Origin of the sequence: Glutamicibacter sp. MCAF14 (genome assembly GCF_052114325.1) — a bacterium.
Classification (GTDB): domain Bacteria; phylum Actinomycetota; class Actinomycetes; order Actinomycetales; family Micrococcaceae; genus Glutamicibacter; species Glutamicibacter arilaitensis.
In genome coordinates, this window is sequence record NZ_JBFREO010000004.1 from 789,148 (window position 1) to 806,507 (window position 17,360).

Genomic DNA, 17,360 nt, shown 5'->3' on the forward strand with positions numbered 1-17,360 from the left:
TTAGACGTGGATTCCGCATTCGGTTTTGTTCAGTCCAGCCCAGCGTCCGGCACGCGGGTCTTCACCCTCGGAGACCGGGCGGGTGCATGGCTGGCAGCCAATGGATGGGTAGCCGTTGGAGAGCAGCAGGTTCACCGGCACTTGATGCTCGGTGGCGTAGTCGATGAGCTGATCGAAGTTCCAGTCGGCCACCGGATTGAATTTGACCAGTCCGTGCTTCTCATCGAAGGTGACCAGCGGGGTGTTGCTGCGGGTCGGTGCCTCGTCGCGGCGCACTCCGGTAAACCAGGCGCTGTATCCGGCCAGCGAGCCGGCCAGCGGATCCATCTTGCGCATCTGGCAGCAGGCCGCCGGATCCCGGGCGAACAGGTCCTTGCCGTATTTCTCATCTTGTTCGGCCACTGTCAGTTCCGGGAGCACATCGACGATATTCACGTCCAAGGTCTGTGCGACCTCTTGGCGAGTCCCATGGGTCTCGGCAAAGTGGTATCCGGTTTCCAAGAACAGCACGTCGACCTTGGGCAGTTGCACGCTGACCAGATGCGGCAGTACCGCATCGGCCATGGAACAAGCTACAGCTACCTCGTTGGCGCCAAGGTGCTTGGCGGCGAAGGCAACCACTTGCTGCGCGGTCGCATCCCAACCCAATTCGGCGGCACCGAGCTCGGCGATTTCGCGCAATTCAGCTTCGCTGCGGGTACGTACAGGGCTCTGCTGGCTCATTTCAGTTCATCCTCTTCAGCTCGGTGGGCCCACGCTGCGAAGGATTCGCCTTCGGAAGCTGAGGCCGAGTAGTTCTTCACAACCCGCTCGACGTAGTCAGGCAAGTCATCGGCAGCCACTTTCAAGCCGCGCACGGTGCGGCCCATGGCCGCTTCGCCGTTCTCGCGTCCGGCCAAGGTGCCGCCCAGATGCACCTGGAATCCGGAAACCTGTTCGCCGGCTTCATTGGTGATCAGCTGTCCCTTGAATCCAAGATCTGCAGTCTGGATGCGGGCACAGGAGTTCGGGCAGCCATTGACATGCAGGGACAAGGCACGAGGCAGCTTGCCGTCGTGGTCCGACAGGCGTTCCTCGATCTTTGCAACCGCATCGATCATCGTGTCCTTGGTGTCCACGATGGCCAGTTTGCAGAACTCGATTCCGGTGCAGGCAATCGCCGAACGCTTCAGCAGGCCCGGGTAGGCTTCCAGGCCGAGGGAACGCGCTTCGCCCACGAAGTCCTTGATCTGGTCCTGGGCAATATCCAAGGCAAGGATCTTCTGATGCGGGGTAGTCCGCAAGCGCGTGGAGCCCTTGGCTTCCACCAGATCTGCCAGAGCCAGAAGCTTGGATCCCGAGACGCGACCGGCAGGGACAGTCAGTCCGATGTAGAATCGGCCGTCTTTTTGCTCATGGACTCCGCTGTGGTCCCCGGCCTCGGTGGGCTGCGGCGGCAGATCGCAGTCAGGCAGGGCGTAGCCTAGGTATTCATCTTGCAGGACCTGGCGGAACTTCTCGGTTCCCCAGTCAGCCAGCAGGAACTTCAAGCGAGCACGATTGCGCAACCGGCGGTATCCGTAGTCGCGGAAGATCGAGGTGACTGCTTCCCACACGTCCGGCGCCTGCTCTTCAGTCACGAAGGCGCCGAGGCGCTCTCCAAGGCGCGGGTTGGCTGAAAGTCCCCCGCCAACCCACAGGTCATAGCCCGGGCCAAGTTCCGGGTGCTGTGCTGCGATCAGTGCGAAGTCGTTGATCTCGTGCACCACGTCTTGGCTTGGGTGGCCGGTGATGGCGGTCTTGTACTTGCGCGGAAGGTTGGAGAATTCCGGGTTGCCGATATAGCGGCGGGAAATTTCGGCAATGACCGGGGTGGGATCGATGATCTCGTCCTTGGCGATGCCGGCTACCGGGGAACCGAGGATGACGCGCGGCACATCGCCGCAGGCCTCGGTGGTGTGCAGTCCAACGCTTTCAAGCCGGCGCCAGATTTCGGGAACGTCGATGATATCGACCCAGTGCAGCTGGACGTTCTGCCGGTCGGTGAGGTCCGCAGTATCGCGGGCGAAATCCTTGGAGATCTGTCCGATCACGCGCAGCTGCTCGGTGCTCAGTGCCCCGCCATCGATGCGTACACGCATCATGAAGTAGCGGTCTTCGAGTTCTTCAGGGCTCAGCGTGGCGGTTTTGCCGCCGGGGATTCCCTGGGCGCGCTGGGTGTACAAACCCCACCAGCGAAAACGTCCGTGCAGGTCTTCCGGGTCAATCGAGTCGAAGCCCTGCACGGAATAGATCTCTTCAATCCGCTGGCGTACGTTCAAGCCATTGTCGGCGGCCTTCATCTCTTCGCTGGGGTTCAGCGGAGCTTTGCCATCGACTTTCCATTGGCCGTTTGGCTTGGCCGCTCTTTTGGGGCGAACTGGTGTGGTTGTCTGCGTCATGTCCATCAGCCTAGAAACTGACCCCAGGGGGTCGGCAACCTGCTGATGTCACATGGCTACAGGTTGACTAACGGGTTAGAAGTTCGTCATCTGGAGACATGAAAACCCGCTGTTGAAGAACCTTTTGCAGACGCACAAGGAAACATTGAGCGATCATTACGTCAGGAAGCAACGGGCTTGTCACCACGTCGGCTGCCGTGCTAGCCAGCTTGTGTTGGAAATACCCGTCGGAGAGCAAAGAGCTGAGCACCAGCACTGGACGGTCACTAGCGCTTGCTACGACCTGGGCAATGCGCGGTTCAGCTCCCGCGCAATACCCCACCAGCACTTCTCGCCCGAGAAGGTCGGTAAGTTGAGCTGCCAGGTGCTTGACCTGGTCCTGCCCGACTTCCAGCCTGGTTCCCGCGGCCGCCAAGATGACCAGCGGGTCGTTTTCAAGATGCTCAGCGGCGCGCTGGGCCAAGACCGCTGCCAGTTCCGGAAGCGGGCCCAGCGGCTGGGCGGCGAAGGTATTAGGGCGCGAGGAGACTGCCTGGGCAATATCGTGCGTCGTGTGCACGCCGTCGGAAACCAGCAGTGGCAGGACCACTGCTGGTTCGTCGTGCGGCAGCCCGGAGATGACCGATTCAAGCCGAGGTTGCTGAACGTCCACGTAGGCTTCATGCCACTGCAGCAGGCCCGGGTATAGTTTCGCGCTCTGTGCTTCGAGTTCTGCGCGCAGATCATGGATCAGTTGTTGCCCGTTGGCGTTATCCGTGCCATGGGATGTTGCTACGACATTGATTTTTTGCTGTTTTACTTGGCTCATGAATCGGTCCTCAGCGATGATGTTGGGCGACTATTTGGCGTTGCGAATAAGCTTGTGGTTTGCCGCCTGCACCTGCGGACGGATCACGATCTCATCCAAATTCACATGGGCCGGAGCACTGACCGCGTAGCGAATCACCTCTGCAACGTCTTCACCGGTCAGTGGATTATCCACTCCGGCATAGACATCGTCTGCAGCGCTCTGGCTGCCTAGCCGCCGTAGCGAGAACTCTTCCGTCTGAACCAGTCCGGGCAAGATCTCGATAACGCGCAACCCATTTTCGACTTCTTCGAGTCGCAGCGCCTGTGTCATTGCACGTTCGGCAGCCTTAGCTGCGTTGTACCCGCTACCGCCTTCGTAGCTGGCAAGTGCTGCGGTGGAGGTGACGTTCAAGACGGTGCCGCGTGCTGCACGCAGCTGGGGCAGCAACGCACGGGTTAAACGCATAGTTCCCATGACGTTGGACTGCCACATGAATTCCCAGTTTTCATCGATTGCGTCGCCCCAGGTTTCGGTGCCGCGGGCGCCACCAGCACAGTTGATCAGCGTATCTGCGCCACCACGTTCACTCACGGCAGCTACCAGTGCGTCGACATCTGCCTGCACGCTTACGTCAGCCGGTACCGCAATCGCGCCGCTTTCGGCGGCCAGGGACTCCAAGCGTTCTGCGCGGCGCGCCACAGCGAACACGGTCCAGCCTTGGGCACGCAAGGCACGGACAGTAGCCTGCCCGATTCCGCTAGAAGCTCCGGTGACTACGGCTGAACGGGAGGAAGAATTATCTGTAGTTGTCATGCATCAACTCTATGACCAGATGATTTCCAGTTGGTAAGCCGTGAATTTCTCTTACGTTTCAGTTTGCATGCACCCTGGACCGGTACCACCGCCGATGCTCGGAAGCCGAATCGGCTCCCCGGGGCGCTTTGGATGCGATCTGGCGTGGTGCAAGCCATGGGCAACAATGTCTTGGCGCCCGGCAAAACATGGAAGAATGGAGCTATGGCAGAAGAAAACTTGGGCACAGACACGCCCGCAACGGTTTCCGTTCCTGACAAGCCCGCTTTGGAAGGCTTGGAAGAACGTCTTTCGTCCCGGTGGCGCACCGAGGGCACTTATCACTTCAATGAGGACACGACTCGCGAAGCCGTGTACTCCATCGACACTCCCCCGCCTACGGCGTCCGGTTCCCTGCACGTAGGACACATGTTCTCCTACACGCAGACTGACGTGTTGGCCCGCTACCAGCGCATGATCGGCAAGAACGTTTTCTACCCATTGGGTTGGGATGACAACGGACTGCCAACTGAGCGCCGCGTGCAGAATTACTTCGGCGTCCGCTGCGACCCGACCAAGCCTTACATCGAGGGCTACCGTCCACCGGCGAAGCCAGCGAAGAACCAGCGCGACTGGGATGTCATCAGCCGCAAGAACTTCATCGAGGTCTGTGAAGAGCTGGCGGTTGAAGACGAAAAGGTCTTCGAACAGCTGTTCACCACCTTGGGCCTGTCTGTTGACTGGCGCATGACCTACCGCACCATCGATGACAACTCACGCGCCGCTTCCCAGCGTGCTTTCTTGGACAACCTGGAAAAGGGCGACGCCTACATGGCCGAAGCCCCGACACTGTGGGATGTAACTTTCCGTACCGCAGTTGCCCAGGCTGAACTCGAAGACCGAGAAATGCCTGGCGCCTACTACCGCTACGCATTCAACGCAGAAGACGGCGAACAGGTCTTCATTGAGACCACCCGTCCGGAACTGCTAGCTGCATGTGCTGCCTTGGTGGCTCACCCGGATGACGAGCGTTACCAGCACCTGTTCGGCAAGACCGTCACCTCGCCAATCTTCGGCGTTCCAGTAACTGTGCACCCGCACCCATTGGCCCAGGCCGACAAGGGCTCGGGTATCGCCATGGTGTGTACCTTCGGCGACCTGACCGACGTTACCTGGTGGCGTGAGCTGCAGTTGCCTACCCGTCCGATCATCGGACGCGACGGCCGTATCCTTGCTGACACCCCTGAGTGGATTACCACCGAAGCCGGCAAGGAAGCTTACGCGCAGATCTCGGCAAAGACCGTGTTCTCCGCGAAGGAAACCGTCGTTGAGATGCTCTCCGAAGCTGGCCTGCTAGACGGCGAACCGAAGAAGATTTCCCGTCCGGTGAACTTCTTCGAAAAGGGCGACAAGCCTCTGGAAATCGTCACCTCCCGCCAGTGGTACATCCGCAATGGCGGCCGTGACGAAGAGCGTCGCCACCAGATGATCGCTCGCGGCAAGGAAATTGATTTCCACCCATCGTTCATGCGTTCGCGCTACGAAAACTGGGTTTCGGGCCTGAATGGCGACTGGCTCGTTTCGCGCCAGCGCTTCTTCGGCGTACCTGTACCAGTGTGGTACCAGGTCAATGAGCATGGCGAGCCAAACTACGATGCACCGATCCTGCCGACCATCGAGCAGCTTCCGGTTGACCCGGCAGCCGATGCGCCAACCGGTTACACCGAAGACCAGCGTGGAGCCGCTAATGGCTTCATCGGTGATGCTGATGTTCTCGATACCTGGGCAACCAGCTCGCTGACCCCGCAGATCGCAGGCCGCTGGGGCCGCGACGACGAGTTCTTCTCGAAGGTCTACCCATTTGACCTGCGCCCACAGGGCCACGACATCATCCGTACTTGGCTGTTCTCGACCGCGGTTCGTGCAGATTCCCTGCACGATAACGCTCCATGGAAGCACGCGGCCATCTCAGGCTGGATCCTGGATCCGGACCGTAAGAAGATGTCCAAGTCCAAGGGCAACGTCGTTGTTCCTAATGAAGTTCTGGATAAGTTCGGTGCAGATGCCGTGCGCTACTGGGCTGCCAGCGCCAAGCTGGGTGCCGATACCGCGTACGAAATCAATCAGATGAAGATCGGCCGTCGTTTGGCCATCAAGATCCTGAACGCTTCGAAGTTCGTACTGAACTTGGGTGCTACCGATGCCAACATCCTGACCGATGATGCTTCGGTAGTCACCAACGGCCTTGATCGTTCATTGCTCGCTCGCCTGTCGACGGTGATCGAAGATGCCAAACGCGCCTTCGATAACTACGACTACGCCCGTGCGCTGGATATCACCGAGTCGTTCTTCTGGTCGTTCACCGATGACTACGTAGAGCTGGTCAAGGACCGCGCCTACGGTGGCCATGGCGAAGCCGAACAGGCTTCGGTACTGGCAACCTTGGCAACGACCTTGGATTCGGTACTGCGCCTCTTCGCACCGTTCCTGCCTTTCGCAACCGAAGAGGTATGGGGCTGGTGGCGCACCGGATCGGTACACCTGACCCAGTGGCCAAGCACCGAACACCTGGCTTCCGCTGTAGAGGGTGCCGATCCAGCAGTACTGCCGCTGGTTGGCGTAGCGCTTTCGGGTATCCGCAAGGCCAAGTCTGATGCCAAGGTCAAGCAGCGTACCGAGGTGCTCTCTGGCGAGATCCACGCTCCGGCTGCACAGGTAGCCCAGCTTAAGGCTGGTTTCGAGGACCTCAAGTCTGCTGCCAACGCTCGTGAGCTCTCCCTGGTTGAAGCCGAAGGCGAGTTGACCGTCGAAAACGTTGAGTTGGCTCCAACCGACGAAGCGTAATAGCGATTAACCCAAAACCGGTTGCCATCCATAACCTGGATGACAACCGGTTTTGTCGTCTCTACTCTTGCTTCTCCCCCGTTTCGGAATGATCGGTCTGCGGAGGAAAATCAATATTCTTTTGCATGGGAACAGCTGCGCGTCGACGCTGTTCGGTGAAATACTTCAGTTGGTCTTCCGCGCTGAGCTCAAGATGATGCTTCTGGGCTGGGCCTTTCGCCCCATCAGCTGGCGAGTGTCCATCGGTCATCTTCTCTTCCCTTCGTTCAATGTCAACGGCTAAATCCCCATCGATGTCCAACCGTTAACATTTCGACGCCTAGTTCTGTGCGGTCTGGTATGCCTGCTGGATCACTGAGCCCCAGTATGGACCGAACATGGTATCGCGAACTGAGCTGTAGCCGAAGCTATTGACGGAGTTCTGGTATCCATCCGAGCCGCTGCCCAAGAACCATGGGCCGCCCGAGGAACCGCCGGTCATGTTGCATGGAATGCCCTGGGACTGGGTCTGGCCGAATGGATCATCGCTGGCATAGCCCTTGCATGACTGCAGCGTCTGTCCATTGAACGGGGAAGCTGCTGGATAGCCATATGCGGTGTAGTACTGGCCGCGTGCCTGGTTGAAGGCAACACCCGAAGCGCCGACAGCGTCACTCAGAGCCGAACCGCCGCTGGTGCCAACGACTGCGAATCCGGTGTCGTAAGTGATGTCACCGCCGTTTGACCACTCGGTGGGTGCTACCAGCTCGGTGGCTGCGAAGGTACCGTATGGAGCGTTGCCGTTCTCATAAGCTGGGGCGAATACCCAACGGGTAGCGAATGATCCTGGACCTTCATTCAAGCAGTGTCCTGCGGTCGAGACCGTTGATTCATTTGCTGAGACCACTGAGTTGCCGGAGCAAACGTAGTCAGAGCCACCGAGGGTGAAGAAGACCTTTCCGATATGAGAAACCGGAGATTCCTGGGTTGCGCGGGTCTTGCCGCCCTTCGTCTGAGCTTTCTTGGCTGCGGCAGCGTCTGCTTTGTGCCCGGCAACCTTTGCTGGCTTTCCAGCTTCTACCTTGGCGGCAGAGCCTGACTTTCCAGCCACTAGTGAATCTGCGTTCTTTGCGGCCTTCATCCGTTCCGGAGTCCAGTATTCGACTGCTGATTCAGCCTTCTGTTCCGAGATGGTGATTGACTCGATGTCGCCACCACTGGTCGTCGGCGCTGCCGAGGCCATTGGTGCCACGCTGAGCATCAGTGCGCCGGCAAGAACCGCTGCGCTTGCCAGCTTGCGACGTCCCTTGCCTTTGGACGAATCCGTAATTAGAGAACGAATTTGCACGATTTAACTCCTTGTCCAGTGGCTTCTTTGCCACTATCGATGGGGGTGTTGTTGCACTCGTGGAAAATAGTCAAACACACACTTCAAGCATTTTCCATAGGAATATTTCCCTCCGTAAATGCCAACCACCACTACCAACGTTCTGTATTTTCTGAAATAAAACGACTCTGTTTCAGATACTTCATCGAGTTCGACTCCATGGTTGACCCCACCTGGAAATCACGCATAGCTCTTGGTGAATTTAATTCGACCCCGGAATCTCTTGTGATTGTGCTCACTAGGTACTCTTGAAGAACCGGATTGAGCGGTGGGATCCGCTACGGCAAAATTATGAAACAGAACCTTCGGTAACACACACTTTTTCGGTGGCAGAGGATGCACAGAACAAGGAGAAAATCGGTGGGAATTAGGCTTTAAAATCGAGCTTATTCACCACCGAGCTTTGGGAGAGCTTTCCAGAGACATTGTGCTCCACTGTTTTTTTGCCTGGCTAAGAACTGATGTCCGACAAGATTATGAGGATTCGATTGAACCCGTGGAGTATTCGACAACTGTGCCGAGGCTGTTAGAGCTGTCTGAGCGTCTGGCCGGGAGTCTCAATACAGACAAGGCAATCCCGAAGCTTTAAGTACAACAACGTGCGAACACCATTACTGCGCCAGTTTGCAAAGTATGTTCGTCGGTCAGTCGAAGTGGCGTCCAGAAACAGTAGACGCATAATACGCTGGCATAGCCGATCAAAAAAGGACTAAGCGGAAACCTAGAAGCTGCTCCCCCGGTAAACTTCGGTCGGCTGCTTAAAGTACAAGGACGCCACCTCATATTGAGCTGACGTCCTTGAAAGTTTGAAATTCCGCTTAGTCGAAAACAGGGCTCTCGGAGCGAGTGCGCTTCATCTCGAAGAAGTATGGGAAAGAGGCGAGCTGAGCTGCAGCGTCAAACATCTTTCCAGCGTCTTCGCCAGTTGGAACGCGAGTGATAACCGGACCGAAGAAAGCAACCCCGTCGACAGCAACGATCGGCGTACCGACATCCTGTCCAACCTTGTTGATCCCCACTTCGTGGCTAGCACGCAGAGCTTCATCGTTGGCATCGGTATGGGCGGCTTCAGCAAGTTCAGCCGGCAGGCCTACCTTTTCCAAGGCCTTAGCGACAACTTCGTCGCGGTCTTCAATCTTCTCGTAGTGGAAGAGTTCACCCATAGCGGTGTAAAGACTGTCCTTGACTTCATCACCATGCTCTTGGGCGGCCTTGATGATCACTCGAACCGGACCCCAGGAAGAATCCATCGAGGCACGGTAGTCCTCCGGCAAATCCCGACCCTCGTTGAGCATCGACAAGCTCATGACATTCCAGGTCACGTCAATGTCGCGAACCTTTTCTACTTCCTTGATCCAACGGCTCGTCGCCCAGGCGAATGGGCAGATCGGATCAAACCAAAAGTCGACGTGCTGACGCTCAGCCATGAAATACCAGCTTTCTTTCGAACAGTTATTAATGTCTTGGGGGTGCTATGCGGACTTCTTGTCGCGTTTAGCCACCATCGCGTGCGAGAGCAGGGTGGGTACCTCACGATCGATCACGGTTGCTCGGGTAATGACTACCTCAGCAACATCGTCACGACTTGGCAGGTCGAACATGACTCCGCCTAGCGTTTCTTCGAGAATCGAGCGCAGACCACGGGCACCAGTCTCACGTGCAATGGCAAGTTCTGCAATTGCTTCCAGCGCAGATTGGTCGAAGCTCAATGCCACGCCATCCATCTGGAACATCTTCTGGTACTGCTTGAGCAGAGCATTCTTTGGTTCGGTCAGAACGCGAACCAACGCATCCTTGTCCAAGTGCTCTACCGTGGTGATAACCGGCAAGCGACCAATAAATTCTGGGATTAGGCCGAACTTAAGCAAATCTTCAGGACGCACATCCGAATAGGAAGCGGTCGCAGACTTCAGTGCGGTCAAAGGAGCGCCGAAGCCGATGCCTTTTTGTCCTGCACGGGAAGAGATGATTTCTTCCAACCCAGCAAAGGCGCCAGCAACAATGAACAGGATGTTAGTGGTGTCGAGCTGAATGAAATCCTGATGAGGATGCTTGCGTCCACCCTGAGGTGGTACTGCGGCGACGGTACCTTCGAGAATCTTCAGCAGAGCCTGCTGAACGCCTTCACCGGAAACGTCTCGGGTGATCGACGGGTTCTCGCTCTTGCGCGAAATCTTGTCGATCTCGTCAATGTAAATAATGCCAGTTTCGGCCTTCTTGACATCATAGTCAGCAGCCTGGAGCAGCTTGAGGAGGATATTTTCAACGTCCTCACCCACGTACCCGGCTTCTGTCAGGCTCGTAGCATCGGCGACTGCGAACGGAACGTTCAGCTTCTTCGCCAGCGACTGCGCCAGGTATGTCTTACCGCAACCGGTAGGCCCGATGAGCATGATGTTGGACTTCGAGACTTCCACATCATCTAGTGGATCTTCGTTAGTCAGTGCCGCAACAGGACCATGGTCCTGGTTCCCGTGGATACGCTTGTAATGGTTATAGACAGCGACAGAGAGCGCACGCTTGGCGTTCTCCTGACCGATGACGTATTCCTGCAGCGAATCAAAGATTTCTCGTGGCTTGGCCAGGGAGAACTCTTCATGAACCTGCTCTTCAGCAAACTCTTCGGCAATGATTTCATTGCAAAGTTCGATGCATTCAGTACAAATGTAGACACCATGGCCTGCAATTAGCTTCTTAACCTGCTTTTGGCTCTTCCCGCAGAAAGAGCATTTCAACAGATCCGAGCCTTCACCCATGCGTCCCATCGCACCATTCTCCCGTTTACTTGAGTAGCTGTGGACTTACTCAATTCTAGGCTAGTAGTCCCCCAAATTAGATGAATATGGCGGTTTACCTGTGTTGCGCCCTTTGTCCATCGACAGAGCGTCACTTAGGCAAACCGCCATTCATCATGGATTATTCCAAGTATGCGCTAGCTTCCCAGCTGAGCTCGGTTCAGCTTGCGAGGAGTCAATACCTCGTCAACGATGCCGTACACCTTGGCTTCGCTAGCAGTCATGAACAAGTCACGCTCAACGTCGTCACGAACCTTCTCAACGTCCTGGCCGGAGTGGGACGCAATGGTCTCTTCCAACCAGCTACGCATGCGCATAACTTCTTCAGCCTGGATCTGCAGGTCAGTCGCGGTACCGCGTTCGCCGCCACCCATCGCTGGCTGGTGGATCAGTACACGCGCGTTCGGCAGAGCCAAGCGCTTGCCAGGGGTACCGGCTGCGAGCAATACTGCTGCGGCCGAGGCGGCCTGGCCGAGGCAAACGGTCTGGACCTCTGGACGGATGAACTGAATTGTGTCGTAGATTGCAGTCATCGCGGTGAAGGAACCACCCGGCGAGTTGATGTACAAGGTGACATCGCGCTCTGGATCCATCGATTCCAAGACCAGCAGCTGGGCCATTACGTCATCAGCCGATGCGTCATCAACCTGAGCGCCGAGGAAGATAATGCGATCCTCGAACAGCTTTGCGTAAGGGTCCTGGCGCTTGAAACCGTATGGTGTGCGCTCTTCGAACTGTGGCAGGATGTAGCGAGCCGACGGCATCTGGCCGCTAACGGCTTCCGGATTGAAGTTCATGGTTTTCTCCTAGGACAAATCTTTGGGTAACAAGCGGTGCGGTGCGACTACTTGTCGTCGCCTACAACACCGGTGACCGAACCTGCGTGGGTTGCGATCTGATCGAAGAAGCCGTATTCCAGGGCGTCTTGAGCGGTGAACCACTTATCACGCTGGTTGTCGATGAGGATCTGCTCGACGGTCTGACCGGTCTGTTCTGCAGTCAGCTCACTCATGACCTTCTTCATGTGCATGATCAGTTCAGCCTGGATCTTGATATCCGAGGCAGTACCGCCGATGCCGCCGGAAGGCTGGTGCATCAGGATACGGGCATTCGGCGTAGCGAAGCGCTTGCCTGGAGTACCCGAGGACAGCAGGAACTGGCCCATCGAAGCTGCCAGACCGGTTGCTACGGTCACGACATCGTTCGGGATGAAGTTCATGGTGTCATAGATGGCCATGCCTGCAGTGATCGAACCACCTGGCGAGTTGATGTACAGGTAGATGTCCTTTTCAGGATCCTCTGCCGAGAGCAGCAGCAACTGCGAGCAGATGGCATTCGCGTTGTCATCGCGGACATCGGAGCCCAGCCAGATGATGCGCTCCTTGAGCAGGCGGTTGTAGATGTAGTCATCACGGCCGGCCGGCTCTGAGGCTGCCATCGTGGGAGTGCGCGAATCATTGGACATGTTCTCTACCTCTTCCAAACGTGTAGATCAGTTTCTGGAATCTCTATTTCTAATCCCATAGCTGCAACTGGTTACTTTGAGATTACTTACTTCAAGTCATTCATGGGACGTTTCATGCCCCTGTTTCGCTCACGGCGCATGATGCACGCCCGGAGCGAACAAAAATAGCCATCGGCAGCTTGTTTTACACAAGCGGCCGATGGCCATCAGAGTTTAGTGAAGACTACTTAGCTTCTTCGGCCTCAACCTCAGCAGCTTCTTCTTCACCGGCTGGCTTGACGAAGGAAGTCAGGTCAACTGCGGAACCGTTGGAATCGGTAACCTTAGCGAACTCCAGAACCTTCGCCAGTGCCTTGCGGCGGCGAACTTCGCCCATCAGCATTGGGACCTGGCCTGCGCCGTCCAGCATCTGTGCGAACTGGTTTGGCTCCATGCCGTACTGGCCTGCAGTCTGAACGATGTAGTCGATCAGCTCGGACTGCTCAACGCCAACTTCCTCAGCGTCTGCAACAGCGTCGAGGATGATTTCGTTCTTGAAGGCACGCTCGGTGTTCTCGCGAACCTCTGCACGGTGCTCTTCGGTGTCGTGGTCAGCTTCAGCGTCTGGTGCGTTGAAGTGCTGTTCGATCTGCTCGTCGATTACCGAAGCAGGAACAGGAACCTCAACCAGCTCAACCAGCTTGTCCAGGACCAGCTCGCGAGCCTCTACGCCCTGCTCAACAACCTTGCCCTCTGCAGCGTCCTTCGACAGGTTCTCGCGCAGTTCGGCGATGGTGTCGAATTCCGATGCCAGCTGAGCGAAGTCATCGTTAGCTTCTGGCAGTTCGCGCTGCTTCACAGCGTTGACAACAACCTTGACGGTCGCGGTCTTGCCGGCGTGCTCGCCGCCAGCCAAGGTGGTCTCGAAGGTTGCGTCTTCGCCAGCGGACAGGCCGGTAACAGCCTCGTCCATGCCCTCAAGCATGTTGCCCGAACCGATCTGGTAGGACAGGCCCTGTGCCGAGTCGACTTCTTCGCCTTCTACGGAAGCGGTCAGGTCGATGGTCACGAAGGAGTCTGCAGCTGCTGGAGCTTCAACTTCCTTCAGGGTGCCGAAGCGACCGCGCAGGTCATCAAGAGCCTTCTCGATGTCTTCGTCAGCAACTTCCTTGGCTTCAACAGAAACCTCGATGCCCTTGTAGTCCGGCAGTTCAACCTTCGGACGTACATCAACCTCGAGGGTGAAGACCAGCTGGCCTTCACCTTCCTTTTCGAGGGATGGCAATTCGGTGATGTCTACCTCTGGGCGCGACAGTGGGGTGAGTTCGTTCTCAACCATTGCCTTCTGGTAGTACTCGTTCAGACCTTCGTTGACGGCAGTCTCGATGACATGGCCGCGACCGACGCGCTGGTCGATCATCTTTGCAGGAACTTTGCCCTTGCGGAAGCCTGGGATCTGGATCTGCTGAGCGATGGTCTTGTACGCCTCATCGACGCGGGGCTTCAGTTCCTCGTAAGGAACTTCAACGGTCAGCTTAACCCGGGTCGGGTTGACGTTTTCGACGGCGCTCTTCACAGCGTTGTACTCCTGAGTTGTCTAATATTAGGTCTAATCTGCAAAAACCCCGCAACATGGTGGCGTTGCGGGGTTGTTCGACAGAGTCGGGGTGACAGGATTCGAACCTGCGACCTCACGCTCCCAAAGCGCGCGCTCTAGCCAAGCTGAGCTACACCCCGATTAGCAGTGAACAGTCTAACCCGAGTCATCCTGTATCCACTAATCGTTTGTGATGCTTACTAGTTACTTTTTACAGTTCTTAGTGATCACAAGATCTAAATTATATTTAGCTCTCAATTTTCACTAGCTAAATCCGAGGATTTTCGCCGGTAAAGTCGGGGTGACAGGATTCGAACCTGCGACTTCACGCTCCCAAAGCGCGCGCTCTAGCCAAGCTGAGCTACACCCCGATTAGCAGGGCAACCACGTCATAAAATAACTGGCTACCACTAACCGTGTTTTTTGAATACTTAAGATTTTTCAATCTTCACTACTCACGAGAATCAATTTCTTGGTTCTCAATTCTACGGCTGAATTGCTTCAACCATAAAGTCGGGGTGACAGGATTCGAACCTGCGACCTCACGCTCCCAAAGCGCGCGCTCTAGCCAAGCTGAGCTACACCCCGGTGAAGTTCAGAAGAAAGCTTGTTTCATCTGGACTAACCGTTCTGCAATCGGTCCGGGAATGTTTTGTTTCCCGTGCTGATCACAAGAAACTAAGTTACACGGGTTCGAACCAAAAGCAAAATCGAGGGATTCGCGTGTCACAGAAAGACATCCGCATGATCTCGCGGTTTTTCAGGTTTCACCTGCCTGAATCTGGGCAAAGATCGAATTTTCGTGAGTTGAATTACAGGTAGATTTTCCATCCTGCTTCATTGGGATCGCGAGTCAGGCCAGGCCCCTTGGGTTGCCGGCGTCTTCAGCATCCGCCGCAAGCAGCAAGACAGGATCCATGCGTTTCAGCCAGCGGCCCGGGGTCAGTTGTTTCTAGCGAAGCTTCGAAAGGTAGGCGGGTTGCGGCTCGATTCGAAGGAACCCAAACCCCCTGTCACCGCAAACTGTTATTCCCGTAGGCCTGGGACCCGCCTGCTGATTGCTGTCTTGGCCGTGGCTTTGGATTCATGAAGTAATCCCAGAAAAGCAAACCCTTGGTACGAGGCAAGGCACTTGGGCCGGTTTGCTCATCCAGTAGTCAGGAAGAAGGCGTGCGAGCCTTCGTTATTAGCCGCCGGTCCCTTTAGGGGACTATTCGGGCTTCGAGAGGCGTGTGGAAATTCGCTGGCCATGAGGCATTGCGACGGGTCAGGCGTTTTTCGAACCAAACCCATTCAGATCGGATTTTGGTTGCAAAAGCAAAATGACCCCACCGAAGTGAGGTCATTTATTTGGAGGGGATGACGGGAATCGAACCCGCATCATTAGTTTGGAAGACTAAGGCTTTACCACTAAGCTACATCCCCATTTCGAAGCAACTGCGCTTCGAACAAGATTCAGTCTAGACCATGAAAGTCATGCATTGCAAATCGAGGATTCCGCGTCTCACTTGGCTCCTCTTCCTTATCACCGTGACCTGCCACTGGTTGGCAAAACACGCCGGTGAGTCTGAAGGAAAAGGATTCCGTTAGTCTCACCGACGTGTTCGCAACTCACACAGCAGACTTCTTGCGCGGAAGCTTCTGGCAACGCGGACACCAGTACAGTTTGCGAGCTGCCACTTCGGCTAGCGAGATCTGTGCTGAGCATTTACGGCAGCCCATCCCCTGCCTTTGATAAACGTAGTATGCGTTATCCGGCCAAACCACACCCAATGGATCCCGGTCTTCAGGCAATGTTGTAATGATCTTGCCATCGCGAACACCGTCTTCCATGACCGAGACGATATCCCACCAGAGTTTTTTGGCCTTTTGAGTGCTGAGCTCGTTGGCCGGCAGCTGCGGAGAGATTCGGTTGCGGAACAGAGCTTCAGCTCGGTAGATATTGCCGACACCGGAGATCAACGCCTGATTCATGAGCACAATTCCAATAGCTGTCTTGGTCTTCAGCAAGTTTGCCCGAAATTCGTTGAATCCAGCTTCAAGTTCTGTAGCTGCCAGCGACGGGTCGACTTGGCCCTTGGCCGCTCTAATGCGCAGTGCGGATCCAATCAACGGATCTGGACCAAGTTTGCCTAGCTGGATTTGGACCTGGTCGTGGTCCAATACCTCGCAAGCGGTTGGGCCACGTAAGTCTGCCCATCCATGCTCAGAGACAATTCGGGCGCGAACGGCACCTACCGGCTCAGGCGGGCCAGTGTATTGCTCTGACTCTGGGCTGGGGCCTGATTCCCGTTCTCCAATTTTCCGAGGAGCACCAATGGATGATGCACCCGTAAAGTAGTGGTCTCCCCCAAAGCTGAAGGCGCCGTAAAGCCCCAGATGCACCCGCAGGTACAAATCATTGGAAAAGCGGCAGAAGAGCTGCTTCCCCTTGGCGAAGGCATGCTCAAGGTGGTGCCCATCGATCCGCTCGGCGTCCGAAGCGAACCGGCCCTGCGGAGAAGTAACGGCAACCACTTGCCCGCCAAAGACATCGTCAAATTGGCGGGCAAGTCGGTGGAGGGAATGTCCTTCTGGCACGACTAGTCGATAACCTCGCCAGTCGTCTCGTAAGTTGCGATCTTGCCGATCCGGCGTACGTGGCGTTCTGCTTCGCTGAATGGTTCGGCGAGGAAAGCTTCAATCAGCTCTGCAGCCTCTTCTACGGTGTGCTGGCGCCCGCCAACAGCAATCACGTTCGCGTTGTTGTGCTCGCGAGCCAACTTGGCAGTGTCCAAGTTCCATGCCAGTGCGGCGCGGATACCTTCGACCTTGTTAGCGGCAATCTGCTCACCGTTGCCCGAGCCGCCCAGCACGATGCCCAATGCGTCCACGCCTGCGCGCTGGTCTTCTACAACTGCTTTGGCTGCGTTGATGCAGAACGCCGGGTAGTCATCCTCTGGGTCGTAAGACTTCGGGCCATGGTTAACCATTTCGTAGCCCTTGGCGGTCAGGTGCTTGACCAGGTGGTCACTGAGCTCTAGTCCTGCATGGTCAGTAGCGATATGCACGCGCATGGTCGATTGCCTCATTTACTTGGGAGGGTACATTTACTGTCCTATCTAGGATAGCGACCGCAAGACGTACTCTGGCTACCCACCAGTTGCACGCTCCGGACTATTAACTAAAAAAGTCTCATAGCCCTCTCGAAACGCGGATGTCACGGCTCCTGTTGGAAAATTGGATAAATTGCTCGGCCAAATGACTTGCGCGATGCCCGGTCACAGGTGACACAATAGATAGATATTCAATATTCATTTCACAACTTCCGGT

The 17,360-nt window shown here is 56.2% G+C and carries 14 protein-coding genes and 4 tRNA genes; 1 reads left to right on the plus strand and 17 read right to left on the minus strand.

Going from position 1 to position 17,360, the window contains the following annotated elements; all coding sequences use genetic code 11:
- The 4 genes from AB4Y71_RS11280 to AB4Y71_RS11295 all read right to left on the minus strand — a co-directional run bounded on the left by AB4Y71_RS11280 (position 1) and on the right by AB4Y71_RS11295 (position 4,023).
- Positions 1–723: a phosphoadenylyl-sulfate reductase gene (locus tag AB4Y71_RS11280; protein WP_417363962.1), complete on the minus strand. Its 723-nt coding sequence runs from the start codon at positions 721–723 to the stop codon at positions 1–3.
- Complete coding sequence (locus AB4Y71_RS11285; protein ID WP_134780020.1) at positions 720–2,420, minus strand: nitrite/sulfite reductase; 1,701 nt, start codon at positions 2,418–2,420, stop codon at positions 720–722. The genes AB4Y71_RS11280 and AB4Y71_RS11285 overlap by 4 nt, the downstream gene beginning before the upstream one ends.
- Positions 2,421–2,487: 67 nt before the next feature.
- Positions 2,488–3,228, minus strand: coding sequence for a sirohydrochlorin chelatase (locus AB4Y71_RS11290; protein WP_441720460.1), 741 nt, complete (start codon positions 3,226–3,228; stop codon positions 2,488–2,490).
- Positions 3,229–3,258: 30 nt separating this feature from the next.
- A complete protein-coding gene (locus AB4Y71_RS11295; protein ID WP_013349189.1) occupies positions 3,259–4,023 on the minus strand; it encodes an SDR family oxidoreductase in 765 nt (254 codons plus the stop codon).
- 204 nt (positions 4,024–4,227) lie between these two features.
- Between AB4Y71_RS11295 and valS the strand changes: the two genes are divergently transcribed.
- Positions 4,228–6,846, plus strand: a complete 2,619-nt coding sequence (gene valS / locus AB4Y71_RS11300) for a valine--tRNA ligase (protein WP_441720462.1) — start codon at positions 4,228–4,230, stop codon at positions 6,844–6,846.
- Between the two features lie 61 nt (positions 6,847–6,907).
- Here the strand turns inward: valS and AB4Y71_RS11305 are convergent, their stop codons facing one another.
- The 13 genes from AB4Y71_RS11305 to AB4Y71_RS11365 all read right to left on the minus strand — a co-directional run bounded on the left by AB4Y71_RS11305 (position 6,908) and on the right by AB4Y71_RS11365 (position 17,104).
- The gene (locus tag AB4Y71_RS11305) at positions 6,908–7,096 is read right to left on the minus strand and encodes a hypothetical protein (RefSeq protein WP_102597541.1); all 189 of its coding nucleotides are present in this window, start codon (positions 7,094–7,096) and stop codon (positions 6,908–6,910) included.
- A 69-nt stretch (positions 7,097–7,165) separates the two neighbouring features.
- Positions 7,166–8,173, minus strand: a complete 1,008-nt coding sequence (locus AB4Y71_RS11310; RefSeq protein ID WP_441720464.1) for a trypsin-like serine peptidase — start codon at positions 8,171–8,173, stop codon at positions 7,166–7,168.
- Between the two features lie 857 nt (positions 8,174–9,030).
- Positions 9,031–9,639 (minus strand): DsbA family oxidoreductase, encoded by a 609-nt coding sequence (locus tag AB4Y71_RS11315; RefSeq protein WP_013349194.1) that lies wholly within the window; start codon positions 9,637–9,639, stop codon positions 9,031–9,033.
- Positions 9,640–9,684: 45 nt separating this feature from the next.
- Complete coding sequence (gene clpX, locus AB4Y71_RS11320; RefSeq protein ID WP_013349195.1) at positions 9,685–10,977, minus strand: ATP-dependent Clp protease ATP-binding subunit ClpX; 1,293 nt, start codon at positions 10,975–10,977, stop codon at positions 9,685–9,687.
- 167 nt (positions 10,978–11,144) lie between these two features.
- On the minus strand, positions 11,145–11,804 hold the full coding sequence (locus AB4Y71_RS11325) for an ATP-dependent Clp protease proteolytic subunit (RefSeq protein WP_013349196.1): 660 nt from the start codon (positions 11,802–11,804) through the stop codon (positions 11,145–11,147).
- Between the two features lie 47 nt (positions 11,805–11,851).
- Positions 11,852–12,472, minus strand: coding sequence for an ATP-dependent Clp protease proteolytic subunit (locus AB4Y71_RS11330; RefSeq protein WP_013349197.1), 621 nt, complete (start codon positions 12,470–12,472; stop codon positions 11,852–11,854).
- Between the two features lie 223 nt (positions 12,473–12,695).
- On the minus strand, positions 12,696–14,027 hold the full coding sequence (tig, locus tag AB4Y71_RS11335; protein ID WP_102597538.1) for a trigger factor: 1,332 nt from the start codon (positions 14,025–14,027) through the stop codon (positions 12,696–12,698).
- 86 nt (positions 14,028–14,113) lie between these two features.
- A tRNA-Pro gene (locus AB4Y71_RS11340) sits at positions 14,114–14,188 on the minus strand.
- Between the two features lie 156 nt (positions 14,189–14,344).
- Positions 14,345–14,419 (minus strand) — tRNA-Pro (locus AB4Y71_RS11345).
- A gap of 142 nt (positions 14,420–14,561) precedes the next feature.
- Positions 14,562–14,636, minus strand: a tRNA-Pro gene (locus tag AB4Y71_RS11350).
- 763 nt (positions 14,637–15,399) lie between these two features.
- A tRNA-Gly gene (locus AB4Y71_RS11355) sits at positions 15,400–15,473 on the minus strand.
- A 186-nt stretch (positions 15,474–15,659) separates the two neighbouring features.
- Complete coding sequence (locus AB4Y71_RS11360) at positions 15,660–16,628, minus strand: Fpg/Nei family DNA glycosylase (RefSeq protein ID WP_441720466.1); 969 nt, start codon at positions 16,626–16,628, stop codon at positions 15,660–15,662.
- A gap of 2 nt (positions 16,629–16,630) precedes the next feature.
- Positions 16,631–17,104, minus strand: a complete 474-nt coding sequence (locus AB4Y71_RS11365) for a ribose-5-phosphate isomerase (protein WP_013349200.1) — start codon at positions 17,102–17,104, stop codon at positions 16,631–16,633.
- Between the last annotated feature and the right edge of the window lie 256 nt (positions 17,105–17,360).